Raw genomic sequence first — 25,083 nt, forward strand, 5'->3', positions numbered from 1 at the left:
TCTGGTGCAAGAATTCTCATGGGACGCAGAGCGGGCTTCTGCGCCTCGGTCATGCGGCTTTTGTGCCGAGGTTCTGGGCGTGTAATGCGCGAAAGGGCTTTGAGATGCAGGTTTGATGTAGGTATGCCGGATGTCCTGATCAGAGCACCTTCTGCCCTGCCAGCCTCCTGAACACATCGACGGAACCCATCTGGCCGCCCTTCAGCGCCACTTCCAGCCCGTCGAGTTCATTGTCGGCCGCAAGTCGGAAGAGCGATGTGCCGGGGGTGTTGCCCGGATAAAGCGCGGTAACGGCGAGCCCGCCCAGGGCGGTCATGATCCGCCCGGAGGTATCGCCGCCGGCAATCACGGCGCGGGCGAGCCCGGTTTCCGCAAGGACGACGCGCGCTACCTGCCCAAGCGCCTCGCCCAGATGTTCCTGCGCCTGAGGGAGCGTGAAACCCTGCTGACGCACAAGTTCGCCGAATGCTGCAACCGCGGGGTCATCCGGCCCGGTGGCGCTGAAGATGATCGGCAACCGTCCCCGATCGAGAATGGCTCGCGCGCGCGCAGCCGCCCGTTGCGCTGCGGCCTCGGTCGATCCTGGCAGCAGTTCTTCCGGCTGAATGCGGATGCCTTCGAAACCATGTGCAAGCGCATGCTCGATCTGCGCTGCCGTTGTCGGCGACACCGAGCCTGAAATCACCACCGTCGGGCGCGGTTCTGGTTGCGGCGGCGCAGATGGCGGTGCAAGCATGCCGTTTTTTCGGAAATGGGCAGCGAGAGCGACCTGAACTCCTTGCGAGCCGATCACGAAGCGCCGCTGCTGGCGTCCGGCCCAGATCGCAGCGCCTGTTCTTTCCATATCGGCAGCGTCATAAGCATCGCAACAGATGATGCCGTCGATTGCCGGTCGTGTCGTCGCCGAATGAGCGTTGACGGTCTGCAGCGTGGTCTGGGCGGCCAGATGGCGTGCGACATCGGCTTCGTGCATAGGGGTTACGGGATGGCGGGTCATCACGGGGTGGCGGTCGAGACGATGGACTGCGCCGTCCGGGCCGGTCGCAAACAGATTGCCGAAGACCTGATAGCGTCCCATGGAAGGGCAGGCGATAACGCAGTCGACAGAGGATTGCGAAAACGCCGTCAGCCCCAGTTCGGCGGCGCGGCCGATGGAGCCGACTTCCGGGGCCGAATCGAGCGTCGAACAGGCCTTGTAGGCCACGATTTCAGCATCCGTTGCAGCGAGCCAGCGATAGATCGTCGGCAGATTTACGTCCATCCATTCGGGCGATTGCGCCCGTGCCGTACCGGCAAGCCCGATGACGTCGAGCCCTTCGAAACGAAGCATCTCATCCGGCGTCGGCATCTTGAGGTAGGCTGCGCCGGAAAACCCGGCGAAGGCGAAGATTTCCAGCACGGCGAGCGTGCCGGTGAAGTCATCGCCATACCAGGCGCAGACCGGCCTGTCATTCGCGAACCCTGTCACGCTACCGCCTCCCAGGCCGCCCGCATTTCTGCAACGCCGGCGGCAGGCCCCCGGGGGTGGCCGAGAATACCGCCGCCCGCGGCGTGGATCAGATCGCGCGAGCCGAGCGCGCGATAGGTCTCGGGCACCTGTTTCGGGGTCTGGCCGGAGGAAAATACCGGCATGATGATCGCCGGTTTCGAGGCGCCGAGCAGCTCCAGGCAGGACCGGGCCGAGCGGATCACGCTTTCATTGCTCTCGCAGAACTTGTTGTCGACGCCGTTCACATGGATATGGTCCGCGCCGGCAAGTCGCCAGAGTTTCGACCATGCCGGAAACGACCAGCCGAGCATCGGATGGCGGCTCAGCGCGCCCCAGCCGGCACGGTGGGCGTGAACCGGCAGCTCACTGTCGCGCGAAATCGCCATGAAGCCCGAAAGCCCGACAGCATTGAGCGACATCATGATGCATGTACCGCCGGCTTCGAGCACATGATCGCGCCGCCGCTTCATGTCGTCCACTTCGCCGGTGATATTGAAGGCGAACATCGGCAGTTTGCCGGTGCGCTCGGCATGCTGTTTCAGTCGTCTCATCACGGCATCCACGCGCTCATCGAAGGGACAGGCGGGGCCGTCGGCCTGCAACTCGTCGTCCTTGATGAAATCGAGCCCGGCCTCAGCCATGGTTTCGGCAAGGTCGGCCGTCTGTTCAGGCGTGAAGCCGACAGATGGCTTCACGATCGTGCCGATCAATGGCCGGTCATAAACGCCTGATAATCGTCGCGTACCCTCGATGCCGAAACGCGGCCCCGGTCCGGCTGCGAGAAAGGCTTCCGGCAGGCGGATGTCATCAAGTCTCAGGCCGGAAAAGTCCTTCAGTTCGAACAGATTGCCGCCGATCACGATTGACAGATGCGGCACGGAAAGCCCGATGGTTGCCATCGGCCAGGACAGCGTCACGCGCGCGCGCCGGATCGATGCGCCTTGGCGCGCGCCCGGCAGCGACGGTTCGGCGACGGTTTCGAGGATTTCCAGGCTTTCAACCCGTGCTCCGGCGCGCTCCAGCAATTCCGGGGTCTCCCCGGGTACTTTTGTAAATGTGCCGGAGGATTGTTCGCCAGCCATGGTGGCGGCGACCTTTTCCGGTTCGCCCGCCGTTTCGATGATGTAATCGGCTTCGATACGATCGCTCAAAGCGTATCTCCCTTGTCGATGTGAATGGTGGAACCGGTTGCGGCCGCGTCATAGGCCGAAAGCGCCAGCGTCAGCGTCTTGAGGTTGTCGGCGCCGGAAGGCTGCGCGGCGGCGCGGCCCGCCATCACATCGATCGCGTGGGTCTGAAAACGGATGACGCTGTCCTGGACGAAATGCCACGGGGCCTCACCCCAGACCGGAATTGCGGGGGCTTCGGCAAACACCTGCCGCCCGTCCTTCGTGTGCAGCGTCAGCTGACCGTCTGTTGCCAGCGCCAGCGTTCCCGCCTCGCCCTCGATCCAGGCGAGCGTGCGCGGAAACGGATCGGGATCGATCACCGAGCGGAACGAGCAGTCGCAGATCGTGGTGGTGCCGGTCTCGTGAACCAGCATGGCGGTGAAGGCATCCTCGCCGCGCACCTTCGGATTGAGCCGCTGGCTGTTGCAGGCAATCCGCGTGACATCGCCCATGAAATGGCGCGCGAGATCGAACAGATGCAGCCCCACATCCATGATCGTGAAGCGCTCGATTTCGGCGAGATAGGGCTGGTTGACGTAGTTGTCGAAGCCGTGGCGGAAGGAAAAGCGGGCGAATTGCGGCGGGCCGATCCGGCCCTCATCGACCATTTTCTTCAGCGTTACGAACGGTTTCTGCCAGCGGAAATTTTCGTGAATGATCAGCGTCGCGCCTGCCGCGCGGGCAGCCTCGACCATCGCCTGCCCGTCTTCCAGCGTCTCGGCAAACGGCTTCTGGCAGATTACTGTCTGCGCATGCTGCACGGCCTGCGATACCAGCGGGCGATGAGAGGGCGCGGAGGTGGCGATATCGACGAAATCGAGTTTCTCGCCCGCAAACAGAGCCTCCGCATCGTCATAAACGGCGGCGATGCCGAATTCCCTTGCCGCCTGCTCGGCGCGATCGCGATCACGGTCGCAGACGGCAACAAGTTCGGCCTCTTCAAGTCCGCGCCAGGCGTGCAGGTGGTTTCGGGCAAAGAAGCCGCAGCCGATCAGTGCTCCTTTGAAAGATGCCATCAGTTTTCCTCCGTGAATGTGACGTGTCTTGTGGCAGGGTCGACATGCAGCCTGCCAACGGATCCGCAGAGCGTCATTGCGCCATCGTCATGCTGGACAAGCTCCGTCGCAGCGCCCGCAAAGCGGGAAAGGGCCTCGATCATATCGGCAAGCGGGGTGGGCTCGCCGTTTGCATCATGGAGGCCAAGCGGACCGCGCGGAGCCGCAAGTGCCATCGCCTCGATGCCGCAAGCTGCCGCGAGCAGCACCGCACAGGCGGCAAACGCCGCGCCTTCCCCGGTAAAGTGGCGGCCGTCAAAGCCAGCCATGGTTTTCGGTCCGCCATCCGGATTGTCGGCCAGACCCGCGCCATACGGGTTTGATCGCATCGGGATCGCCACCAGTCCGAGCCGCTGGGGCCGCTTGCCGGCATGTGCCTTTGCCGAGGCGAAGATGTCGGGCAAGGCTTCCAATGTCTGGAAAACACTTGCCGTATCCGCCGCATGAACGATCGCGGAGGTGCCATAGGTAACGTAGTCGCCTAGCGCTTGCGGCGGCGGGCATCTGTTCAGTTCGGTGAAAAGCGTCAGCATACCGGCTCCGATCCGCGCGGCTGGAAAGGCTCGTGCCGCAGCCTTTACAGCGTCTTCCGGCGTAGGAGGATCCGGCCACGGCCCCTCCGGCTGATAGCTCTTGAGATAGGCGTCCGGCAAAGCGATGACATGACGGGGGGCCAGTCCGAGACGCGAGAGCCGTTCAGCAAAGGCGGCGAGCTCCGCTTCCGGATCGTCCCCGGTGATGTATTCAAGATCAAAGGGCGTACCGCCCGAAAGGTCGGAGAAGGCGGAAAGCGCGTCATCGGAAAATGGGTTGTCCGGTCCCTCACGCAGCAGCCAACCCGAAGGCTTGACCGGCGGCGCAGCAACAGTGCCTGGCTCGGCGATCAGCAGTAGTTCCGGGAGTCTGACGGTTTGCTGTTTCTGTGACGCGGATTGCGCCGGATCGCTCGACCCATTGCGCGAAAGGGTAATGAATACTTCCTGCTCGATCCGCTCCCCGGCCTCAAGCCTCACCGGAACCGGCAGGGACAGGGGGCGGCAATAGGTCTTGTAGCTGGCATCGCTCCAGTTGCGCTGATCCTCCATCTCGAAGACCTCACCGGAAAACCGGTAGCTGCAGGCAATCGCGCCGATCCTGTGTTCCATGGCGGCTATGTCGCGCGCGGGTTGGGCAGGCGCGATCAGGGCCGGAAAATGGGTAGCGGTTTCGCGGCCATCGGAATGTTTCAGGTGCAGCGGCGCCCCCCTCAGGCCTGCGAGCGGATGCAGGAGGCAGAAGCCGGCCCGGTTGGTGGCAAAGCCGTGCTCGGCTTGCAGCCGGAAGCGGGCGGTGACCGAGAAGCCATTGCCCTCGCTCTCGAGCCGGATCGTCATTTCCTGTCGGGCTTGGCCGTCCGCAAGCCTGGCGGTGCGAGTGTAAAGCCACCCGCCTTCCGTCTTCACGAGGCTGGTGGCGATGCCATCCTCCTTCATGGTGCCCCAGGAAGGATCGCGGACTGGCGCGCTCAGCCCGCGCAGGACCTCAACGCCGTCGAACACCAGCGATGTCAGTCCGGTTTCGCCGAAAACGGCGCCGAGAATGCCGTTTTCGGTATTAATTTCAATGTCCTTCATGATGCGGACCGTTTCCTCGAATTTCGTTTCGGCGCAGCCTGACCGACTTTTTTGTTGCATTACTGGCATACTGGTATAATAACAATATAACTGCAAGCCCGATTTCGGGCTGTGCAGTTCATCATTGCGAAAGGGGAGGAAAGCATGAGGAAGTTTATCTTGGCCGCAAGCGTTGCCGCTGCAGGCCTTCTGGCGAGCGGTGGAGCTTTTGCAGCAGATGGCAAAAGCATCTGTTTCGCCTATCAAACCCTCGAGACCGAATTCTGGGTGGCCGGTCACAAGGCGATAACGAAATCGCTGGCCGACAAGGGCATTGAGGTCATCGAGGTCAACGCCAACGAGGATGCGAACCGGCAGCTGGAACAGGTGCGCGATTGCATCACACAGGGCGTCGACGGCATCATCATCATTCCGCAAGATGGCGAAAGCGTCATCAAGATGATCGCCGAGGCCAACGAGGCCGGCGTTCCCGTTGCCGTCTTCAATCGTCCGCCAAACCCGTCCAACCCGAATGACGCGATCGTCGTGGTTGCCGACAATGTCGCAATCGCCGAGGCCGCCGTCGAGCACCTGACCAAGGAAGCGCGCGCGCTCAATCTTGACCGCAAGGTGCAGCCTTTGATCATGGTCGGTGCCCTTGCCGATACCAATGCGATCGGCCGACGCGAGGGCTTCTTCAATGTCATCAACGCCAATCCCGACCTTTACGCCGAGCCGATCGAAGTGCCGACCGAGTGGGATGCAACGGTGGCGCTCGCCAATCTCGAAAGCGCGATGCAGGCCAATCCGGATGTCGACGTGATCTTCACATCCTCCGACTTCCTGTTCCCGCAGATCCGCGCTGTCTTGCTGCAGCAGGGACGCTGGGCGCCTTCGGGCGAGGAGAGCCACATGATCCTCGGCGGTCTGGATGGCGATGTCACGGCCTGCAATCTGATCCGCGAAGGCTATGTCGATTCCACCGGCGTCCAGGATCTCTTCTTCGAAGCAGATTCAACCGTAGAGGCGCTGCTTGCGGCGATCGAGTCCGGCGACAAGACGCCGAACCAGATGATCAACGACAAAGGCTTTGCCTTGACGCAGGACAACGAGCCCGAGCGCCACGCTGATATGTGGGGCTGTGTCCTGGCGGACCAGTAATATGTAATAGACGGAGCGCCGCTGCTTTGAGGAAAGCGGCGCTCCGAACTGGCAATATACATCTGGACGCCTGAGCGAAAACGATCCGGCCTGGCGATGTGTAGGGCAAGCGGCTCTCGCCATCCGCCGCTTTGAACGGGAGGAGACCCCATGACCAACCAGACCGCCTCTTCCGGCGGCAAAAGCAGCAACGACGGCCTCGTCCATGCGGTGCTGACGTCACAGCATTTCGTGCTCTACGTGACGCTGGCATTCTTCGTGTTTCTGATTCCCTTCATCCCCAGTGTTGCCACGACCGGCAATCTCTCCAACCTTCTTTCCAATGTTTGGCCGCTGCTGGTGATCGCGGTCGGACAGACCTATGTCATGATCGTCGGCGGCATCGATCTCAGCCAGATCGCCGTGATTGCGGTGACAAGCGTGATCGGGGCCGCGGTTATGACGCTCGGCGTCGATCCGCGGATCTTCGAGGGCACGGTGCTTTGGGGAACGATCATCGGGCCTGAAGGCGGAATTCTTTCCGGCCATGCATGGTCGATGCCCGCCGCCGTGATCGTGATGCTCGCCGTTGGCGGTGCGATCGGCGCGCTGACCGGCTTTCTGATCGCGCGCTTTGCCATCCCGGCCTTCATGATGTCATTGATCGCCCTGCTTTTCTTCTCCGCCTTTGCGGTGTGGTTGACCCATTCGGAAAACGTCACAAACCTGCCGGCCTCCTTCAGCGTGATTGCCGAGCGCGGCTATGGCGGTTTCCTGTCTTGGTCGGCGCTGATCGCGATTTCGGTGGCCATCATCGCCCATATCGGCCTGTCGCGCACCATTTTCGGCCGCTGGGTCTATGCCACCGGCATGAACCCCGGCGCATCGGCGATTTCCGGTGTGCCGGTGCGCCGTGTCATCATCCTGAGCTTCGTGGTTTCCGGTGTCTGCGCGGCGATTGGTTCGGTGCTCTATTCGGCGAGGCTCGAAATGGGGCGCCCCGCCTTCGGGGACAATATGAACCTTCTGCTCGACGTTGTCGGCGCCACGGTCATCGGCGGAACAAGCCTTTTCGGCGGGTCGGGCAAGATCCTGTGGACCGTATACGGCGTTCTGTTGTTCACGCTGCTTTCGAACGCGCTCAACCTGATGAATCTTTCCTTTTTCGCGGTCTTCATCGTCAAGGGCGGCGTTATTCTGCTGGCGGCCTATCTCGACGTCTGGCGGCGGGAGGCGGCGCTCAAATGAACACGACAGCACGCGAACCGCTTCTCGAATTCAAGGGCCTGGGCAAGAGCTTCTTCGGCGTTCAGGTGGTCAAGGGCGTCGACCTTGCGCTGGGGCGCGGCGAAATCCTGTGTCTTGTCGGCGAAAACGGCGCCGGCAAATCGACCATGATGAACATGCTGGGCGGGGTGCATATTCCCGATGAGGGGATAATGCTGCTCGCCGGCGAACCCTATGCGCCGGAAAAGCCCGCGGATGCGAGCGCGGCCGGCATCGCCTTCATTCATCAGGAACTGAACCTTTTCGGCAACCTTTCCATTGCCGAGAACATATTGCTGAACCGGTTGCCGCATATCGGCAGGCTGCCGATCGTCAACCGCCGACGGATGCGGCGCGAGGCCGAAGAGGCGATGCGCCAGGTCGGGCTCGACCTTTCTCCCGACACCAAGGTTGATACGCTTGCGCCTGGCGAAAAGCAGCTTGTCGAGATTGCCAAGGCGCTGGCGCTTGACGCCCGGATCATCATTCTCGATGAGCCCACCACATCGCTGACGACCCGCGAAACCGAAGTGCTTTTCGCGCTGTTGAAACGGCTGCGCGCCGAAGGCCGGTCGATGATCTACATCAGCCATGTGCTGGCCGATGTCATGGCGCTTGCCGACCAGATCCTCGTGCTGCGCGACGGAAGCCGTGTCGATGGCGGGCCGACAGGCGAATTCGATATCGACCGCATGATTCTCAGCATGGTCGGCCGCTCGCTTGAGCAGTTGTTTCCCGAGCGCCACGCCGCAATCGGCGCGCCGGTGCTCGAAGTTGAAAATCTCAGCCAGCCCGGCGTTATCCGCGATATTTCCTTCTCGTTGAAGCGGGGCGAGGTATTGGGCTTCTTCGGCCTGATGGGCGCCGGGCGGTCGGAAATGGCCCGCGTCCTCTTCGGTCTGGATCCGCACAGCAGCGGGCGCATCGCACTGAACGGCGAGGCGCTGCCGGACGATGGAGCCCGCGATCGTGTGGCCCGCGGCATGGCCTTCGTCACCGAGGACCGCCGCCATGAAGGCTTGCTGATGGACAGTTCCATCCGTGACAACATGGCGCTTGTCAGCCTCGGCCGGTTTGCCGGCGCCGGCGGTATGGTGAAGGCCGACGCGCTGTCCGAGGAAATCGGCGACATGTCGTCCAGACTGCGGTTGCGCACCGGCGACCCCACGCTTTCCATTCCTGTTCACAGTCTCTCCGGCGGCAACCAGCAGAAGGTCGTGATCGGCAAATGGGTGATGAACAGGCCTGAAGTGCTGATCATGGATGAGCCGACGCGCGGGATCGATGTCGGAGCGAAATATGAGGTGTTCACGATCATGAACCAGCTCGCGGAAGAGGGTGTCGGCATCCTCTATATCTCCTCCGAACTCGATGAATTGATCGGCGTTGCCGACCGCATTCTCGTGATGCATCAAGGCATGCTGAGTGCGAGCTTCGAGCGCGGTCAATTCGACCGCCAGGCCATCCTTTCGGCAGCCTTCGGCGGGAGGAAAGCAGCATGAACCTGCATCGGATCACCAATTTCGCGCTGGCCCATGCGCCGGCGCTGCTGTTCATCGTCATCTTTATGGTGTTCGGGGCGCTGTCCGACCGGTTCCTGCAATTCCAGAGTTTCGAGAACATCGTCAAGCAGGCAAGCTTCATCGGCATTGTCGCGATCGGCATGACCTTCGTGATGCTGACTGGCGGCATTGATCTTTCGGTCGGCACCAACATGTATCTGTCCTCGGTGATCGCCGGCCTGCTGATGCGTGATTTCGGCGTTTCGCCCGCCATCGCCGCCATCGGGGCGATGGCCACAGGGTTCGTTTTCGGCGGCATCAATGCCTTTTTCATCGTCAGGCTCCGAATGGTGCCCTTCATCGTCACGCTCGGCATGCTGGTCGCCGGGCGCGGCGTCGGCCTTCTGCTCACCCAGTCCCGCGGCGTGATCTTGCCCAATGATCTGCTGACATTTGGCGCGGGCCGGACCTTCGGTCTGCCGAACCCGATCATCGTGTTTCTGCTGGTTGCCGTGCTCGGCCATATCGTGCTGACCAGAACCCGTGTCGGGCGTCATATCTATGCCGTGGGCAACGATATCAAGGCGGCAACGCGCGCCGGCATTGCGGTGGGGCGCACGCTGGTCTCGGCCTATCTTGTCTGCGGCGTCTGCGCGGCCCTTGGGGGCTTCATTTCGGTATCGCAGCTTGGCATCGTCAATGCCGGCTTCGGCGAGTTTTCCGAACTCTATGCCATCGCGGCCGCGGTGCTGGGCGGCGCGAGCCTGTTCGGCGGGGTCGGAACCGTACTGCCGGGAACGGTGCTCGGCGCGGTACTGATCCAGATGGTGCAATCCGGCCTGGTTTTCCTGCGGGTCGACATCTATCTTCAACCGCTGGTCCAGTCAGCGATCATCCTGCTCGCGGTTGTTATCGATTCCGTGCGCAACCGGATGATTACGCTGAGAAGCCGGCGCAAGATCCGCGTCGACGAGGAATAGCGCCGTCAGGCCGGATCATCAAACGGACGGTAAAGCGTGTTGGCGCGGGACAGATGGTGGCGCATCGCCTGGTCCGCCGCTTGGCCGTCGCCTGCTTCTATGGCGGCGATGATCGCGCGATGCTCCTCAAGCGTTACCTTTTCAAGGCCGGTGGTCCGAACGGCTGCAGGGTGAAACCTTTCAAGCCAGGCAAAAATTGCCCGCACCACCGAGGCCATCAGCAGATTGCCGGAAATCTCGGCAAGCCGTCCATGAAAGTTGCCATCCATTTCCATAAAGCGCGGCGTTTCTTCTGTAAGTTCAGCCTGCTGCGCGACAATCGCCTTCAGGTCCGCGACGTCTGTCCCCGTCGCCTTTTCGGCGGCGATGCGGGCAAGCTGGGCTTCCATCAGTAGCCGCGCTTCCTTCAGTTGCGCCAGAACATTCGAATCATAGGTCAGCACATGGTGCATGGTCAGCGCAAGCTGCTCGGCAAGCAGATCAAGCTGAGGTTCGGCGACACGGGGGCGTTCGCCATGTCGGACTTGAATGAGACCGAGGTTCTGGAGCGATTGCATCGCCTCGCGGATCGCCGGCCGGCCAACACCCAGCGCTTCCATAAGTTCGCGCTCGGACGGCAGCGGCGCGCCGGGGGGCAGGTGCCCCTCCTCGATTTCCGCCAGCAACCGCTCGCGCACTTCATCGGACAGTTTTTTCTTCCGAATGATTTCTTTTTTCAACTCGCAGACTCCGGTCCAGTGAAGCGATTTGGCCATCTTAGCAGAAGTTCTACAGATTATACCAGATTGACTTAACGCATGATTCCGCCTACTGGTATACTCAGTATATGGTAAAATCACCTAATAGGAGGAAATTTCATGCATTCAGTCGCCGTTTTCGGTGCGGGCGGAAAGATGGGCTTCCGCGTCACCAGCAAGATCAGGGACGCCGGTTACGATCTCAGGGCGGTCGAAGTGAGCGAGGCCGGCCGCACCCGTCTCGCCGGAGCGGGAATCGAGACGGTCGAGCAGGATGCCGCTCTTGCGGGTGCGAAAGTGGTCGTCCTGGCGCTCCCCGACTCGCTGATTGGTCCGGTCGCCGGCAACATCGTGCCGCGACTCGATGCCGGTACCATTGTCGTCATTCTGGACGCCGCAGCCCCCTATGCCGGGGTGCTTCCGCAACGTGAAGACATCACCTATTTCCTTGGTCACCCCTGCCATCCGCCGCTTTACGCCGACCTTGATGATTCCGAACAGCGCCGCGATGTCCATGGCGGCGTCGCGCCGCAGGCGATCATTTGCGCGCTGATGCAGGGACCGGAGGCGCATTACGCGATCGGCCGGGAGATCTGCGAGATCATGTGGTCGCCGATCCTGCGGGTACACCGTGTGACGACCGAGCAACTAGCGATCCTGGAGCCGGGGCTTTCGGAAATGATCGCCATGCCCTTTGTCGACGTGATGATCGAGGCTGTGGAGCTATGCGCGAGCCGCTATGGCATCCCACGCGAAGCGGCATTCGATTTCATGATCGGCCATCTCAATGTCGAAATCTCGATGTGGTTCGGCTTTACCCCGAAAGTGCCGTCCGATGCCGCGCTGCGCCTGATGCGCTTTGCGCGCGGCATTGTCGTGCGCGAAGACTGGGACCGCGCGCTTGATCCCAAGGTCGTGCGCGAAGCCTCCGAACTGATTGTCAACGGCTGATCAGCTTCAACTTCGGAGGAAACGGATCAAAGGGCGGGGCCGCACTGCGCGCCGCCCTTCGGCGTACAAAGGTGCAGCAAAGATCACCGAACTGAATTCAGTCCGGGCAGGCATCGCGATGAATGATCCCGATGGCACCATATCCACCTTCGACGCGGACAATCCCCGGCATCGGGTAACTTTACGTCGCTACCGGCGGCGCCCGAGACCATGTCTTGGCTGGCACCGGCTTCTCCGGATGAAGCGTGGACTCGAATCGATGGCTGAGGACGACGAGGCTTCACCCTTGGCCTTGGCTGGTGAGCAATATGCCACCAGGAGCCAGACCGTTATGCGGGGTCGCGACATGAGTTCACGGTCCGTTCGGTCTTAGCGTGTCTGGGGGAACAGATCTTGTTCCGCTCCCTAGTTTTGCCGGACCTATTCAACGGGCGCCGGGCCGACCGACTCACGCTCTATCAGCGACATTGGCAGGACGATCCGGCGCGCAGGACCTTTTTCGCCTTCTTTCAATCGCTCCACCAGCAGCTTGGTCGCCGATTCGCCCAGTTGATAGACAGGCTGCCGAACAACGGTGATGGGGGGTGATGCAACGGAGGTCCAGTCAGCATCGTGAAACGACACGAGTGACAGATCACGGGGAACGCTCAGGCCGAGTGCACGGCTGGCTTTGAAAGCGGCAAGCCCGATCACGCTGTCGGATGCAATGACGGCGCTGGGGCGAACGAGCGCCTGAAGCAGTTCGGTCACAATGGCTTTTGTGGCTTCGGGCGAAGTTGCGCCGACGCGGACCCAGTGCTCCGCTTCCGGAACTTCGGCCGTGCGGCAGACATCGAGATAGCCTTCGATGCGCCTGCGAACGGAGCCTGTCTGGATGTCCGCCGGATCGTGAAACACATGATCTGCGGTGTCGCAGGCCGTCAGATAGGCAATGCGACGGTGCCCCAGCGCGATCAGCCGTTTGGTCACGTCTTTTGCAGTATCCCGATCATTGGCAATCACCGTATCGACATCAAGAAGCGAACTGCCACGGTCAAGCAGCGCGAGTGGACGACCGGAGCGCAAAATCTCCTGCAGATGATCGGTTTCGCTTTCCCGCGCCACAGAAACGATCAAGCCATCCACCCGTTTGGCAAGCAACGTGCGAATGGCGTCCTTTTCAGCGTCGACGTTTTCGCCTGAATTCATCAGAATGACAGTAAAACCGGCAAGTCTCGCTACATCTGTTATGCCGCGCATTGCCTGGCTGAAGAACGGGTTTTCGATATCACCGACCACCACGCCGATAGTGCCCGAACGACCGGTTGTCATGCTGCGGGCAAGTTCGTTCGGCCTGTAGTCGAGCTTTTTCGCCGCCGCGATGACGGCATCGCGCACCCGGTCGCTCACCGTGCCATAGCCTCCCAGCACCCGCGCCGCGGTTGCCTTGGAAACGCCGGCGCTGCGCGCAACATCGGCGACGGTGACGGATGAATATCTGTTTGGTTCTGGGGCCATGATTATTAGCCTTATAAGAGATATTGACGACTGGCAAACCAGAAGATAACAATTGACAAAAAGCAAAGAGACCGGTCTCATTTTAAAAGAGACCGGTCTCTTAAAGATAGTGAGTTCATTATTCAAGACGCTGCAATCTGGTCGGCAGAGTTGATCTTCTCCGACAAGTGAGCTTTTGCGCCCTGAAGAAAGTCATGAAAATACCACCAGAGAAGGAGAACAGCCCCATGAAACTTTTCCATTCAATTGCTCGTCCCGCAGTGCGGCTAGGGGCAGCAGCGGCGTTTATCGCCCTCGGTTTTGCCGGTTCGGCAATGGCCGAAGGCAATCCCTATGATCTCATAGACCCTTCCACGATCAGCGTGGGCACGATGGGCGATGCCAAGCCCTACGCATTCTCAACCGCCAGCGGCGAATTTTCGGGCTTCGATATCGAACTTTTCACGAATGTTGCCGAGCGGATGGGCTTTGCGAAGGATCAGGTGATTTTTACCGGTCAGGACTTTTCGGCGCTCATGCCGTCCGTCGCCAACGGTCGCTTCGATGTGGCCGTCGCCGCCATCGGCACCACGGACAAACGCAAGGAAACTGTCGATTTCTCCGATGGCTATCTTGCAGGCTACCTTTCCATCCTGACTCCCGAGGCTGATATTACCGATGCGGAGGGACTGAAAGGCAAGCGTCTTGGCGTCGTGCAGGGCACGCTTCAGGAAATCTACGCCCAGAAGAATTTCACCGATACCGATCTTGTGAAATTTCCCGACAACAATTCCGCAGTCGCTGGTCTGAACAACGGCACGGTCGATGCCCATTTCCTCGATTACGAAGCCGCCAAGGATTACACGACCCGCTATCCAGCCCTGAAGGTTACTGTCAATATCCCGAGCTTTGATGCGCCCGCGGGCTTCGTGGTTCGCAAGGGCAACACCGCGTTGCTTGAAGCCCTCAACGAGGGCCTGCACGCCGCCATGCAGGATGGCACATGGAAAACGCTTTATGAGAAGTGGTTTCCCGGCTCTCCGATGCCGGAAGAATACTTGCCCAAGCCGTGACAGCAATAACGGTCCGGCGGCGCTATCCGCCGGACCTGACCAATTTTCCTTCGAAAAAGGAACTGCCTGATGGATTGGCTTGAAAACATGCGTCGCAGTTTTCTCGACTGGCATGCCATGGCCGAAGTGCTGCCGATAATGATAACAGTCGGGTTGAAGAACACGCTCATTCTGGCCGCGGCCTCCACGATGCTGGGCGTCATCCTGGGCATGGTGCTTGCGGTGATGGGCATTTCACGCTCACGCTGGCTGCGCATTCCCGCCCGCATTTACACCGACATCTTCCGCGGTCTGCCGGCTATTGTCACAATCTTGCTGATCGGCCAGGGCTTTGCCCGCATCGGACGCGAGATTTTCGGCCCTTCGCCCTATCCACTGGGCATTCTGGCTCTCAGCCTGATCGCCGGCGCCTATATCGGCGAAATTTTCCGCTCCGGCATCCAAAGCGTCGAGCAGGGGCAGATGGAAGCCTGCCGGGCGCTCAGCATGAGCTATCGCCAAGGCATGCGTCTTATCGTGATACCGCAGGGTGTCCGCAGGGTTCTGCCGGCTCTGGTCAATCAGTTCATCGGCAATGTGAAAGACTCTAGCCTTGTCTATTTTCTCGGCCTTCTGGCCTCCGAACGCGAGATTTTCCGTGTCGGTCAGGATCAGGCCGTGGTCACCGGCAACCTGTCGCCGCTGCTTCTGGCCGGCGCGTTTTATCTGATAATCACCGTACCGCTCACCCATACGGTCAACTACATCGACGTGCGCCTGCGTACCGGCAAAAAACGACCTTCAGCTGCGACAAGCGGTTTGCAGGAGGTCAGCGAATTGGACGGCGCCAGTGAGACCGCAAGCAGCACGCGCTTTGATGGCGGCAGCCTCGAGGTGCGCGATCTCTACATGGCCTATGGCGATTTTGTCGTGTTGAAAGGCGTCAACCTCACCGTTCCCCCCGGCAGCGTGACCTGCGTTATCGGTCCTTCGGGTTCCGGAAAATCGACCTTGCTTCGCTGCCTGAACCGTCTGGTCGAAATCAAGAGTGGCGACGTCCTGCTGGATGGCGACAGCACGCTTGCAATGAAGCCCGACCAGCTTCGCAGGCGTATCGGCATGGTGTTCCAACATTTCAACCTGTTTCCCGACCACTCCGCACTTGAAAACGTCATGCTGTCGCTCACCAAGATCAAGGGGCTGAAAAAGGCGGACGCCGAGCAGATTGCCAAGACGCGCCTGGCCGATGTCGGCCTTGCCGCACGCCAGCATCACCGTCCGAACGGGCTATCCGGTGGACAGCAACAGCGCGTCGCCATCGCCCGCGCGCTGGCAATGGAACCGGAAGTCATTCTGTTCGACGAGGTGACGAGCGCGCTCGACCCGGAACTCGTGAAAGGTATCCTGAACCTCATGGCCGGACTCGGCGAACAAGGCATGACCATGGTCGTGGTGACCCATGAAATGGGCTTTGCCCGTCGCGTCGCCGACCAGGTCGTATTCATGGATGAAGGACAGGTGGTGGAGGCCGGTTCTCCGGAAGCCATCTTCGACAATCCGCAAAACCCGCGCCTGCAGCGCTTCCTCGCCGAAGTCCTTTGAAACAGGAGAAGCCCAGAATGACGGACGGAACCCTTCGCTAGGCTATTCTCGGCTGCGCCAATATCCCAATCAGGCGTCGTTCCCGCCATTGAGGCCGGCAACACCAGTCACCGGCAAACGCGGTGACGGACCACAATCCTTCGAAAACTGAAAGACGAACGATCATGAAAAAGACTGCCGTTTCTTCCACTGTCATCATTGGCGCAGGTATTTTGGGGGTTTCCACCGGCTTGGAGCTGGCCCGTCGCGGTATTCGCGTCACCATCGTCAATGACGGCCCTGCGGCCAATGGCGCGTCGGGACGCTCGCTCTCCTGGCTGAACTCGTCGCGCATGCGCTCCGAACCCTATCACCGGCTGCGTATGGCCGGCGTGGACCGCTACAGAACGCTTGCCGCCCGCTTGCCTGATGTCGACTGGCTTCGTTTCGATGGCGGTCTGACCTGGGATGAAGACGGGCCGGACAATGCGATCGAGGATGTCTATGAATATGAAGTCTCGATCGGCTACGATGCCAGACTGCTGGCGCCCGGCGCGGTGGCTGCCGTAACGCCCGGTATCGCCACGAGCGCAATTGCAAGACAGGGCGCTATTTTCAACCCCGGCGAAGGCTGGGTCGACCTGCCAACCCTGATCGGTGTTTTGCTGGAAGAGTTCGCAGCGCTTGGCGGTAGGCTCGTTACGGACGAGGGCGCGGCCAAAGTCCTCATCGAAAATGGACGCGCCATCGGCGCCGTCGCCGTTTCGGGCAAGCGCTTCGAGGCCGAAGCCGTTGTTCTGGCGACGGGTCCTGCCGTGCCGGCAATGGCGGCTGAGGCCGGACAGACCATTGACGATGGAACGCCGGTCGCTCTGCTCATTCAGACGAAGCCGCTGCAACACTCGTTGCGTGCCGTGCTCAACACGCCCCGCGTCGCCCTTCGCCCGGCGCCCGGCGGCACGATTTCGCTGGATGCCGACTGGGCAGCAGATGAAGGGATTACCGTTCGCGAAGACGGAACATACGAAATTGAGCCCGCCGTAGTGAATGCGCTTCTGGCGGAAGCCTCAAGCGTGCTGGCCGGCAATCCGAAGCTCGAAGTCGCCGCCATCGGCGCCGGCGGCAAGCCGATTCCAGGCGATGGCGAGCCAGTGATCGGCGCGATGAAGGCGGTTCCCGGCTGCTATGCGGCGTTCAGCCACAGCGGCGCAACGATAGGTCTGGTCGTGGGCGAGTTGCTCTCCTACGAAATTGCAACCGGACGCGAACATCCGATGCTCGCAACGTTCCGCCCCGATCGCTTCGGTAAAGGATAAGGATTTGTCTCTCCTTTGCCGAAGTCCTTCTTTGCCACGCGCGCGGCCTATCAGCGGGTGACGGACTTCCACCGCTGACGTCCGGAGATGTTATCGGGAGGACAGTAAACCTCGAGCGGCATCCACGACGCCCTCATGTGGGCGAGCACCACGGTGTGCTGTTGAAAGGCGCCTTGCGACGGCAGGTTGACGATTGTGCCGACGGCCTGACCAAGCACGCGATCGCCAACGGAAAATCGCTGATCCCCTTTGCCCACGGCAACCACCGTGCCGGCGACGTCGCTTCCGGCGATCACCGGATAGTCGAGCCAGGGCAGCACCGCCGCGTCCTGGAGAAGATAGTCCAGCTGGTTGATCGCGACCGCCTCGTTTCTCACGAGAATCTCGCCCGGCGCGAGCGCCGGCACCTCGGCCGGCTCTATGAGAAGCGGTTGGCCCGGTTGACGCTGCCAAGCTGCCAGATTGTCCATGGTTCTCTCTGCCTTTCTTGCACCCGTATTCAGTTCGGCTCGTTCGCCGATTTGCCGCCTGAAGATACGGAGCGATCGGTTGTTCACAAGATGGATCAATGGCAATGCGCTGCTGCTGCAGGAGCAATAATGTGAACGGCAGGGAATATCAGGAACTGATGGTTTTCATGGTGATCGCGGGAGCTCAGCTTTCGCGGTGCGGCCCGCCGCCTTGGCATGACGCCCTCGGCGGTGAGCCGGGCGACGGCGCAGCTTGAGGCCCGGCTTGGCGTACGCCTTCTCAACCGCACCACCCGAAGCGTCGCCCTGACGCCGGCGGGAGAGGCGCTGTCCGCCCGCCTGCCGGCGCTCGTTACCGCGATGGACGCCGCCGTGGAGGATGTGGCGGCGCTCAGCGAAACGCCGAGCGGCGTGGCGCGGCTCAACCTGCCGCGGGTGGCGGCGGAACTGCTGCTCGCGCCGCTTATCGCCCCCTTTGCTAAGGCCTTTCCCGCCATCAAGCTGGCTCTCTCGATCGATGACGGGCTAAGCGATATCGTCGCCAAGGGAAATGACGCCGGAATCCGGAACGGCGGGCGTCTCGCGCTGGATATGGCGGCCGTCCGCCTCATACTGGACCTTTCCGCCGCGGTCGTCGGTTCGCCCGACTATTTTAGCGCCCGTGCGCGTCCCGAGCATCCGCGTGACCTGCTGCAACATGCATGCCTGAACTATCGCTGGCAGCAAACGCAAGACGTCTATCGATGGCGTTTCGAGGAGGGTGGGCGCGCCATCGATGTCGCGGTCGAGGCCGGTCTGACGGTCGACGACACGGGCATTCTGCGCGAAGCGGTGCTTTGCGGCATGGGCTTCGCCTGCCCGACAGGCTCGTGGCCCCGCTGGTGGAGGCGGGCCGCCTGGTGCGGGTGCTCCAGGAATTCTGTCCCGCTCAACCCGGCTTCTTTCTGTACTACCCCCTGAACGGGCACTCTTCCGCTGCACTGAAGGCCTTCATCGGCTACGTCAGGGCCGCCGGCGTGCACCAATGACGCGGGCCGTGGCCGAACCCCGTTCATACCGTCCCTCAGGATAGTGCGGTCTCGCTATCCATTCCCGACATAGCGCGCGAGCTCTTCGGGCGATCCGTCCGGGAAAGCCTCCCGCAGATGGTTGAGGAAGGCGGAGACGCGGGCGCTCAGAAGCTGGTGGCTGGGATAGAGCCCGGCCGCCCAAATTCTCGCCAATAGCCGAAGGGGGTAAGCCGGATCGTTCATTGCCAATGTCCCTTTAAGCGTGCGGAAAACCTTTGACCGATCAGCAGATGAGCCTTTGCCTCCGGATGCAGTTGATCCGGCAGAGGCAACATGGAATGATCGTGCTCCCCATAAAGCGCGCGACCGTCCAGATAATGGATATTCCGGTCGCTCGTGCGACGCTGTTCCACAATGGCTTTCAGATGCTCCCGAATGACGGACAAGGTCAGTTTCCCGGCCTTTACGTCATCCGGTCGACCGGTTGCCTCAAACCTGATCTCCCCCTTCGCCAGCGCTTTCAGATCGAATGTCCCAGGACCAGGCGTGTTTTCGTGGATGGGGCAGAATATCGGAGAGATAACGAGAAGCGGCGTTTCCGGATGGCCGTCGCGTATCGTATCCAGAAAGCCATGAACCGCGGGCACGAAAGCTCTCAGACGCATCAGATCCGCATTGACGAGATTGATGCCGATCTTGACGCTGACAAGATCGGCAGACGTATCTCTCATTGTGCGCGCGACGAAGGGGTCCAGCAGGGCATTGCCGCCGAAGCCCAGATTGACGAGATCGAAATTTGCCATGCGCGAAGCAACCACCGGCCAGATCCCGGTCGGAGAAGCCGCGTTCGAACCCTGGCTGATTGAGCTGCCATGGTGGAGCCAAACCGGCTGACCGGCGCCGGTATCCGGCTTGATGGGAGCATCCGATCGCATGGTCGCGAGCTCTACGATCTCATTATGGGGAAGCCAGATCTCGAACAGCTTTTCGCCGTCGGGCAGGTTCGCAAAGCGCAATGTTTCCGCAATTCCCGGCTCGCGACGCGTTGTGCCGGTGGACAGGTCTGTGCGCAAAAGCGTGGCGCTCTTCGCCGATTGCTGTGATTGCAATTGCCCGTCGATGCAAAGGTCAAACACCCCCTTTGGCCGGGACGGTACCCCGACAAGCTCCCTTCGGGTCGGAAGAACATCGAGCTCGATCGCGGTCGCGCTACTGCGAAACCTCAGGCGTACACCGGAGGTTTCGGCTTCGACGAATCCAAGCTGAGGGTCTGGATATTGGGCGCGCGCCCATGCCGGCAGGCGGTGCGGGAGCAGACCGAATTCCGTCTGCTCCAGGTCCAGGAAGCCCTTGAGCAGAGATCCGGTGATGGGTGTCGTGACTGCGAGACTGTTCATTTGTTTTGCCGGGTATTGCTTGAAATTCGATTGTTCAGTCTTTGCTCCAGCTTCGAATGAGAGCGTCGATAGCATCTATGCCGCGCTCCCAAGAATGCTCAGACGGGGGTAGTCTGTGCGCAAAGCTTCCTGCCGTTTCGAGCAGGGAGAAGCCCAGCACGAACGAACCGAAAAGGCGGATGGCGTGGACACTCTCATCCTCCGGCAGGCCGTAGCCGCGAAGCATTGCGAGGCTCACCCTGGCCAAGCGCGTGCCGCCGTTTCCGGGAGCGCTATTGGGATCAAGCGGATAGCGGGTAGCGTGAAACAGGCCCGGATGCTGGCACGCAAATTCACGGTGCGCATTTGCCAGTGCCTGCAATGCATCTTTCCCGGATCGTCCCGCGACGGCATCTTCCGCCCGCTCCGCCAGCTGTTCCAGCGCCAGCAATGCCACGCCCTTTTTCAAATCTTCGGAATTGGCAACGTGGCCGTAAAGGCTCGGCAAGCGAACGTGAAAATGCTGGGCCACGGCTGTGAGTGTCAGCTTTTCAAAGCCCGACTCATCCGCCAGGAGACCGGCAACGTCTATGATTTTCTCGCGCGTCAAACCTGCTTTCGCCACTGCAGCTTCGATCTCCTAATTTTATAAGCAATTATCCTAATAACATTAGGATTTGTCGAGGCAAGTAAATTTTTTGGATCGACAGAAGAAAATGTCCAAACAGATCAGTTAAAGCTTCAGTCAACGGTAAGCGGCTCGAAAAGGACGGCCTTCGATGTCGCGGTCGATGCCGAATTGACGGTCGACGACACGGGCATTCTGCGCGAGGCGGTGCTTTGCGGCATGGGGCTCGCCTGCCTGCCCGACAGGCTCGTCGCGCCGCTGGTGGAGGCGGGCCGCCTCGTGCGGGTGCTCGATGAATTCTGTCCCGCTCAATCTGGCTTTTTCTGTACTACTCCCTGAACGGACACCCTTCCGCAGCGCTGAAGGCCTTTTATCGGCTTTGTCAGGGCCGCCGGCGTGCACCAATGACACGGGCCGTGGCCGAACCTGGTGCTAGCTTTCGTAACAACGGATGACCGTCGCTATCCGTTTCCGACATAGCGCGCGAGCTCTTCGGCCGATCCGTCCGGAAAGGCCTCCCGCAGATGGTCGAGGAAGGCGGAGACGCGGGCGCTCAGAAGCCGGCGGCTGGGATAGAGCGCCCAGAGCGCGATTTCCGATCCTTCCACGTCACCCCAATGGGCAAGCCGTCCGGCGGCAAGATCGTGGCTGACAAGGGAAATCGGCAGGCGTGCGACCCCGGTCCCCATCCGCACGGCGTCGCGGACCATGGGGAGCGAGGACAGGCTCAGGACGGGCCGGACGGCGATCGCGGATGGTCCCCCCGCCGTCGCCACGTGCCAGGTTTCGCTTTCTTCGGCCCGGCCGCGCACCACGGCCGGAGCGGGAGCACCCTCGGTTGACGGCTTCACCTGCGGACTTGCGACGACCACAAGCCGGTCGCGGAGGAAAGCTCGGCCGACAAGGCTCTCGTCCGGATCGGGATTGACCCGGATCACAAGGTCGTAGGCTTCCTCCACCATGTCGACCGGCCGGTCTTCGGTCGTGACTTCGAGCTGCACCTCAGGGTGTTTCAGCGCAAAGTCCGCGGCAAGCTTTCCCATGGCGGTTTGCGAGAACAAAAGCGGCGCGCTGATCTTGAGGCGCCCGCGCGGCGTCTGGCCGCGCGATGCGATGGCCGAGGCGGTTTCTTCGAGATCGGTGAGGAGGGCGGAGGTTCGTTCGAACAGCGCGCGCCCCTCTTCGGTGAGTTTCAGGGCGCGGCCGCCGCGCTCGAACAGGCGCAGATCCAGGCTCGCCTCCAGTTCCGAGACCCGGCGCGACAGCGTCGCCTTCGGGCGGCCGCTCGCCCGCGCGGCCCGGCCAAACCCTTCATGCCGGGCGACAAGATTGAAATCGGCAAGGGCGAGAAGATCCATCTGTTCCACCTGTGAGACAGTGCGTCCAAAATTGACGTCTATCAGAATGAATTCGGATCACCGATCTTGCAAGTGTCTTCAACACCAGACCGGAGTTTCTCTCATGACCATTCTTGTAACCGGTGCGACCGGCAATGTCGGGCACAATGTCGTCGATCAACTCGTAAAACGGGGCGCGGATGTGCGCGCCCTGGTGCGCGATCCCGCCAAGGCAGACTTTCCGGCGGGCGTCGCCGTCGTCAAGGGCGACCTGCTCGACGTCGGCTCACTGCGCGAGGCCTTTTCCGGCGTCACCTCGCTGTTCCTGCTCAATGCCGTGGTGCCGGACGAATTCACCCAGGCGCTGATCGCTCTCAACATCGCCCGCGAAGCCGGGATCGAGCGCATCGTCTATCTCTCGGTGATCCACAGCGACCTCTATGTGAACGTGCCGCATTTTGCAGGCAAGTTCGGTGTCGAGCGGATGATCGAGGCAATGGAAATGCACGCGACCATCCTGCGCCCGGCCTATTTCATCGACAATGAAGTGATGATCAAGGACGTAGTGACCGGTTACGGCATCTACCCGATGCCGATCGGCACCAAGGGGCTCGCGATGGTCGATGCCCGCGACATCGGCGAAGTCGCCGCGATCGAGCTCCTCCGCCGCGAAAACGCGCCCGACCCGCTGCCTCTCAACCGCATCAACCTGGTCGGCCCGGAAACGCTGACCGGTCCCGTCGTCGCTCGGATCTGGAGCGATGTGCTCGGCCGCGAAATCGCCTATCCGGGCGAGGATTTCGCCGGTTTCGAGCAGAACATGCAGCAGGCCATGCCGAGCTGGATGGCCCTCGACATGCGCGTCATGGCCGAGCGCTTCGTCTCCGACGGCATGGTGCCGGAAGAGGGCGACGTCGAGCGGCTGACGACCATGCTCGGCCGCCCGCTCCGCACCTATCGCGATTTCGCCGCGCAAATCGCCGGCTGATCCCTCACACCCAGGCACCTGCCATATCATGTCGTTCGGCATGGAACACTGGCATCCCAATCCCGGGTTTTATTTCCGTTTAGGCGGCGGGCCGGTCTTTGACATGGGGCCCTATTATGTGAGCGCCTTGGTAAATCTGCTCGGTCCCGTCGCAAGCGTCACCGCGGTTGGCAATCGCGGGCGGAGCGAGCGCCTGGTCGGCAGCGGACCGCGTCAGGGGGAGGTGATCCCGGTCGAGGTGCTGACCAATGTGCATGCGCTGCTGAAATTCCGCTCCGGGGCGGTGATCACGCTCGGCGCTTCCTGGGATATCGAGGCTCATGGCCACCGCAATATCGAGATCTATGGCAGCAAGGGTTCGCTCTACGTGCCCGATCCCAATTTCTTCGGCGGCGCGGTGACCCTTGCCCGGCGCAGCGGCGAGGAACAGGTCGCGGCGTGGGATCATCCCCTCGGCCGGCTGAACTGGGATCGGCCGCGCGGACCGCGCGCGGCAAACTATCGCGGCGCGGGCCTTGCCGACATGGCTGCGGCTATCCGGGAAAAGCGCCGGCCGCGCTGCTCCATCGATTTTGCCGTTCATGTGATCGAGGTTCTGTCAGCCATCCTGCAGGCGGCCGAGAACGGCAACAGCGTTGCGATTGCATCCGAATGCCCGCGGCCGGAGGCGCTCGATCCGATTTCCGCCGGCAGTCTGATGGCCGCAGCGGACGATATGGTCGAGGGTTGAGACGGCCATGAAGATCGTCATCTCCGAATTCATCCACGAGCCGTCGCTTGAGCGTTTCGGGCGCGGTTTCGACATCGTCTATGATCCCGCGCTAGTCGATGATCACGCCAGGCTTTGCCGACAACTCGGCGATGCCGATGCGCTGATCGTGCGTAACCGGACCAGGGTCGACGCGACGCTGCTTTCGTCGGGGCCTGGCCTGCGCGCCATCGGCCGGCTCGGCGTCGGCCTCGACAATATCGACCTGGAGGCCTGTGCTACGCGCAGGATCAGCGTGTTTCCGGCCACCGGCGCCAACACGCTGTCGGTGGCGGAATATGTGATCGGGACGGCCATGGTCCTGCTGCGCGGGGCGTATGGCGCGGGCGAGGCGATGATCGCCGGACGCTGGCCCCGGCATGCGCTGATGGGCCGGGAACTGTCCGGCCGGACGCTCGGGCTTGTGGGCTTCGGCGAAATCGCGCGCATGACGGCGCAAAAGGCTGAAGCGCTGGGGATGGAGATTGCCGCGTTCGACCCTTTCCTCGATGCGGACGACCCGGTCTGGCGCACCGTGCGCCGCCACGACACGCTGCCCGCTCTGCTCGGCGCCAGCGACGTGGTTTCGCTGCACGTGCCGCTGACGGAGGCCACGAAAAATCTGATCGGAGCCGAGATGGTCGGGCATATGGCGAGCGATGCCGTGCTGATCAACACGTCGCGGGGCGGGATCGTGGATGAGGCGGCGGTCGCGGCCGCCCTGGTCGACGGCCGGCTGGTGGGCGCGGCGCTCGATCTCTTCGCCGAGGAGCCGCTGACAAGCGCCGCGACGGCCCGCTTTGCCGGCATCCCGAATCTGATCCTCACCCCGCACATCGCCGGCGTGACCACAGACGCCAATATCCGCGTCTCCAACCTGACAGTTGATAACGTCAGGCGCGCGGTTGCCGCCGACGCGTGAAGACCCATTGATCAGAACCCTTTGGGCCCACTTTCGTCCCCCGATGGACATGATGTCCATGGTCGAAGCAAGGAGGTATAAAGCCTCGGTGCTGACCCGCGTGTTTTGCCGTCCGCTCAGGCGAAAGTCTTTTCCCTGAGCTGGAGATCGAGCTTGCCGACGAAGTCTTCCATGCTGATTTGCCTGAGATCCACATTCTTGGCACCGCCGCCGGCGACGACGGTGATATCTTCGATGCCGAGCACATTCAGGATCATCCTCAGAGCCGGATTCAAAAGTTCATGACGGGAAACAATAT

At 61.5% G+C, this 25,083-nt stretch carries 24 protein-coding genes and 2 pseudogenes; 14 read left to right on the plus strand and 12 right to left on the minus strand.

Features of this window, described 5'->3' with window-relative positions:
- Positions 1-139: 139 nt before the first annotated feature.
- Genes K7H91_RS13595 through K7H91_RS13610 form a run of 4 tightly spaced genes read right to left on the minus strand, consistent with a single transcriptional unit; the run spans position 140 to position 5,326 of the window.
- Entirely contained in the window at positions 140-1,468 is a 1,329-nt protein-coding gene (locus K7H91_RS13595) for a four-carbon acid sugar kinase family protein (RefSeq protein WP_230720808.1), read from the minus strand.
- Positions 1,465-2,640 (minus strand): ribulose-bisphosphate carboxylase large subunit family protein, encoded by a 1,176-nt coding sequence (locus K7H91_RS13600; RefSeq protein WP_230720809.1) that lies wholly within the window; start codon positions 2,638-2,640, stop codon positions 1,465-1,467. Before K7H91_RS13600 ends, K7H91_RS13595 begins: the two co-directional genes overlap by 4 nt.
- Positions 2,637-3,674, minus strand: coding sequence for a Gfo/Idh/MocA family protein (locus tag K7H91_RS13605; RefSeq protein ID WP_230720810.1), 1,038 nt, complete (start codon positions 3,672-3,674; stop codon positions 2,637-2,639). Before K7H91_RS13605 ends, K7H91_RS13600 begins: the two co-directional genes overlap by 4 nt.
- Positions 3,674-5,326 carry a hypothetical protein gene (locus K7H91_RS13610; RefSeq protein WP_230720811.1) on the minus strand — a complete coding sequence of 551 codons (1,653 nt, stop codon included), beginning with the start codon at positions 5,324-5,326 and terminating at the stop codon, positions 3,674-3,676. The genes K7H91_RS13605 and K7H91_RS13610 overlap by 1 nt, the downstream gene beginning before the upstream one ends.
- Before the next feature lie 144 nt (positions 5,327-5,470).
- On the opposite strand from K7H91_RS13610, the gene K7H91_RS13615 reads away from it, so the two are divergent.
- The 4 genes from K7H91_RS13615 (at position 5,471) to K7H91_RS13630 (ending at position 10,193) form a co-directional block, all read left to right on the plus strand.
- A complete protein-coding gene (locus K7H91_RS13615) occupies positions 5,471-6,466 on the plus strand; it encodes a sugar ABC transporter substrate-binding protein (protein ID WP_230720812.1) in 996 nt (331 codons plus the stop codon).
- Between the two features lie 150 nt (positions 6,467-6,616).
- The gene (locus K7H91_RS13620) at positions 6,617-7,693 is read left to right on the plus strand and encodes an ABC transporter permease (RefSeq protein ID WP_230720813.1); all 1,077 of its coding nucleotides are present in this window, start codon (positions 6,617-6,619) and stop codon (positions 7,691-7,693) included.
- Positions 7,690-9,213 (plus strand): sugar ABC transporter ATP-binding protein, encoded by a 1,524-nt coding sequence (locus tag K7H91_RS13625; RefSeq protein ID WP_230720814.1) that lies wholly within the window; start codon positions 7,690-7,692, stop codon positions 9,211-9,213. The genes K7H91_RS13620 and K7H91_RS13625 overlap by 4 nt, the downstream gene beginning before the upstream one ends.
- Positions 9,210-10,193, plus strand: coding sequence for an ABC transporter permease (locus K7H91_RS13630; RefSeq protein WP_230720815.1), 984 nt, complete (start codon positions 9,210-9,212; stop codon positions 10,191-10,193). Before K7H91_RS13625 ends, K7H91_RS13630 begins: the two co-directional genes overlap by 4 nt.
- Before the next feature lie 5 nt (positions 10,194-10,198).
- Here K7H91_RS13630 and nanR read toward each other — a convergent pair whose 3' ends face one another.
- Positions 10,199-11,032, minus strand: coding sequence for a transcriptional regulator NanR (nanR, locus tag K7H91_RS13635; protein WP_230720816.1), 834 nt, complete (start codon positions 11,030-11,032; stop codon positions 10,199-10,201).
- Positions 11,033-11,050: 18 nt separating this feature from the next.
- On the opposite strand from nanR, the gene K7H91_RS13640 reads away from it, so the two are divergent.
- Positions 11,051-11,881 (plus strand): phosphogluconate dehydrogenase C-terminal domain-containing protein, encoded by an 831-nt coding sequence (locus K7H91_RS13640; protein ID WP_230720817.1) that lies wholly within the window; start codon positions 11,051-11,053, stop codon positions 11,879-11,881.
- A gap of 420 nt (positions 11,882-12,301) precedes the next feature.
- Here K7H91_RS13640 and K7H91_RS13645 read toward each other — a convergent pair whose 3' ends face one another.
- Positions 12,302-13,378 (minus strand): LacI family DNA-binding transcriptional regulator, encoded by a 1,077-nt coding sequence (locus tag K7H91_RS13645; protein ID WP_230720833.1) that lies wholly within the window; start codon positions 13,376-13,378, stop codon positions 12,302-12,304.
- Between the two features lie 227 nt (positions 13,379-13,605).
- Here K7H91_RS13645 and K7H91_RS13650 point away from each other — a divergent pair, with 227 nt between their 5' ends.
- The 3 genes from K7H91_RS13650 (at position 13,606) to K7H91_RS13665 (ending at position 17,306) form a co-directional block, all read left to right on the plus strand.
- Positions 13,606-14,430 (plus strand): ABC transporter substrate-binding protein, encoded by an 825-nt coding sequence (locus K7H91_RS13650; protein ID WP_230720834.1) that lies wholly within the window; start codon positions 13,606-13,608, stop codon positions 14,428-14,430.
- Between the two features lie 69 nt (positions 14,431-14,499).
- A complete protein-coding gene (locus K7H91_RS25695; RefSeq protein ID WP_330166006.1) occupies positions 14,500-16,011 on the plus strand; it encodes an amino acid ABC transporter permease/ATP-binding protein in 1,512 nt (503 codons plus the stop codon).
- Between the two features lie 164 nt (positions 16,012-16,175).
- Positions 16,176-17,306, plus strand: coding sequence for an NAD(P)/FAD-dependent oxidoreductase (locus tag K7H91_RS13665; protein WP_230720818.1), 1,131 nt, complete (start codon positions 16,176-16,178; stop codon positions 17,304-17,306).
- Between the two features lie 50 nt (positions 17,307-17,356).
- Here K7H91_RS13665 and K7H91_RS13670 read toward each other — a convergent pair whose 3' ends face one another.
- On the minus strand, positions 17,357-17,776 hold the full coding sequence (locus K7H91_RS13670; RefSeq protein WP_230720819.1) for an alcohol dehydrogenase catalytic domain-containing protein: 420 nt from the start codon (positions 17,774-17,776) through the stop codon (positions 17,357-17,359).
- A gap of 189 nt (positions 17,777-17,965) precedes the next feature.
- On the opposite strand from K7H91_RS13670, the pseudogene K7H91_RS25555 reads away from it, so the two are divergent.
- Both K7H91_RS25555 and K7H91_RS13675 read left to right on the plus strand, forming a co-directional pair.
- A pseudogene (locus K7H91_RS25555) lies at positions 17,966-18,088 on the plus strand (helix-turn-helix domain-containing protein); the annotation flags it as partial.
- Between the two features lie 48 nt (positions 18,089-18,136).
- On the plus strand, positions 18,137-18,736 hold the full coding sequence (locus K7H91_RS13675; protein ID WP_269066218.1) for a LysR substrate-binding domain-containing protein: 600 nt from the start codon (positions 18,137-18,139) through the stop codon (positions 18,734-18,736).
- Positions 18,737-18,858: 122 nt separating this feature from the next.
- Here the strand turns inward: K7H91_RS13675 and K7H91_RS13680 are convergent.
- From K7H91_RS13680 to K7H91_RS25700, 3 genes and pseudogenes are all read right to left on the minus strand, one after another.
- Positions 18,859-18,990 (minus strand): annotated as a pseudogene (locus K7H91_RS13680) (LysR family transcriptional regulator); the annotation flags it as partial.
- A gap of 35 nt (positions 18,991-19,025) precedes the next feature.
- Positions 19,026-20,258 carry an SGNH/GDSL hydrolase family protein gene (locus K7H91_RS13685; protein ID WP_230720821.1) on the minus strand — a complete coding sequence of 411 codons (1,233 nt, stop codon included), beginning with the start codon at positions 20,256-20,258 and terminating at the stop codon, positions 19,026-19,028.
- Entirely contained in the window at positions 20,218-20,787 is a 570-nt protein-coding gene (locus tag K7H91_RS25700; protein ID WP_230720822.1) for a TetR/AcrR family transcriptional regulator, read from the minus strand. Before K7H91_RS25700 ends, K7H91_RS13685 begins: the two co-directional genes overlap by 41 nt.
- A 39-nt stretch (positions 20,788-20,826) precedes the next feature.
- Here K7H91_RS25700 and K7H91_RS25705 point away from each other — a divergent pair, with 39 nt between their 5' ends.
- Positions 20,827-21,129: a LysR substrate-binding domain-containing protein gene (locus tag K7H91_RS25705; protein WP_330166007.1), complete on the plus strand. Its 303-nt coding sequence runs from the start codon at positions 20,827-20,829 to the stop codon at positions 21,127-21,129.
- 122 nt (positions 21,130-21,251) lie between these two features.
- On the opposite strand, the gene K7H91_RS13700 is transcribed toward K7H91_RS25705, so the two are convergent.
- Positions 21,252-22,148 (minus strand): LysR family transcriptional regulator, encoded by an 897-nt coding sequence (locus tag K7H91_RS13700; RefSeq protein WP_230720824.1) that lies wholly within the window; start codon positions 22,146-22,148, stop codon positions 21,252-21,254.
- Between the two features lie 103 nt (positions 22,149-22,251).
- Between K7H91_RS13700 and K7H91_RS13705 the strand changes: the two genes are divergently transcribed.
- From K7H91_RS13705 to K7H91_RS13715, 3 genes are read left to right on the plus strand one after another with little or no spacing between them, the layout of a single operon-like run.
- A complete protein-coding gene (locus K7H91_RS13705) occupies positions 22,252-23,115 on the plus strand; it encodes an SDR family oxidoreductase (protein ID WP_230720825.1) in 864 nt (287 codons plus the stop codon).
- 40 nt (positions 23,116-23,155) lie between these two features.
- Entirely contained in the window at positions 23,156-23,845 is a 690-nt protein-coding gene (locus K7H91_RS13710) for a Gfo/Idh/MocA family protein (RefSeq protein WP_269066220.1), read from the plus strand.
- Between the two features lie 7 nt (positions 23,846-23,852).
- Entirely contained in the window at positions 23,853-24,785 is a 933-nt protein-coding gene (locus tag K7H91_RS13715) for a hydroxyacid dehydrogenase (RefSeq protein WP_230720827.1), read from the plus strand.
- Between the two features lie 116 nt (positions 24,786-24,901).
- Here K7H91_RS13715 and K7H91_RS13720 read toward each other — a convergent pair.
- On the minus strand, positions 24,902-25,083 hold a 182-nt coding region (locus K7H91_RS13720; RefSeq protein ID WP_230720828.1), incomplete at its 5' end, for a hypothetical protein.

Source organism: Martelella mediterranea, from assembly GCF_021021415.1.
GTDB lineage: Bacteria > Pseudomonadota > Alphaproteobacteria > Rhizobiales > Rhizobiaceae > Martelella > Martelella mediterranea_C.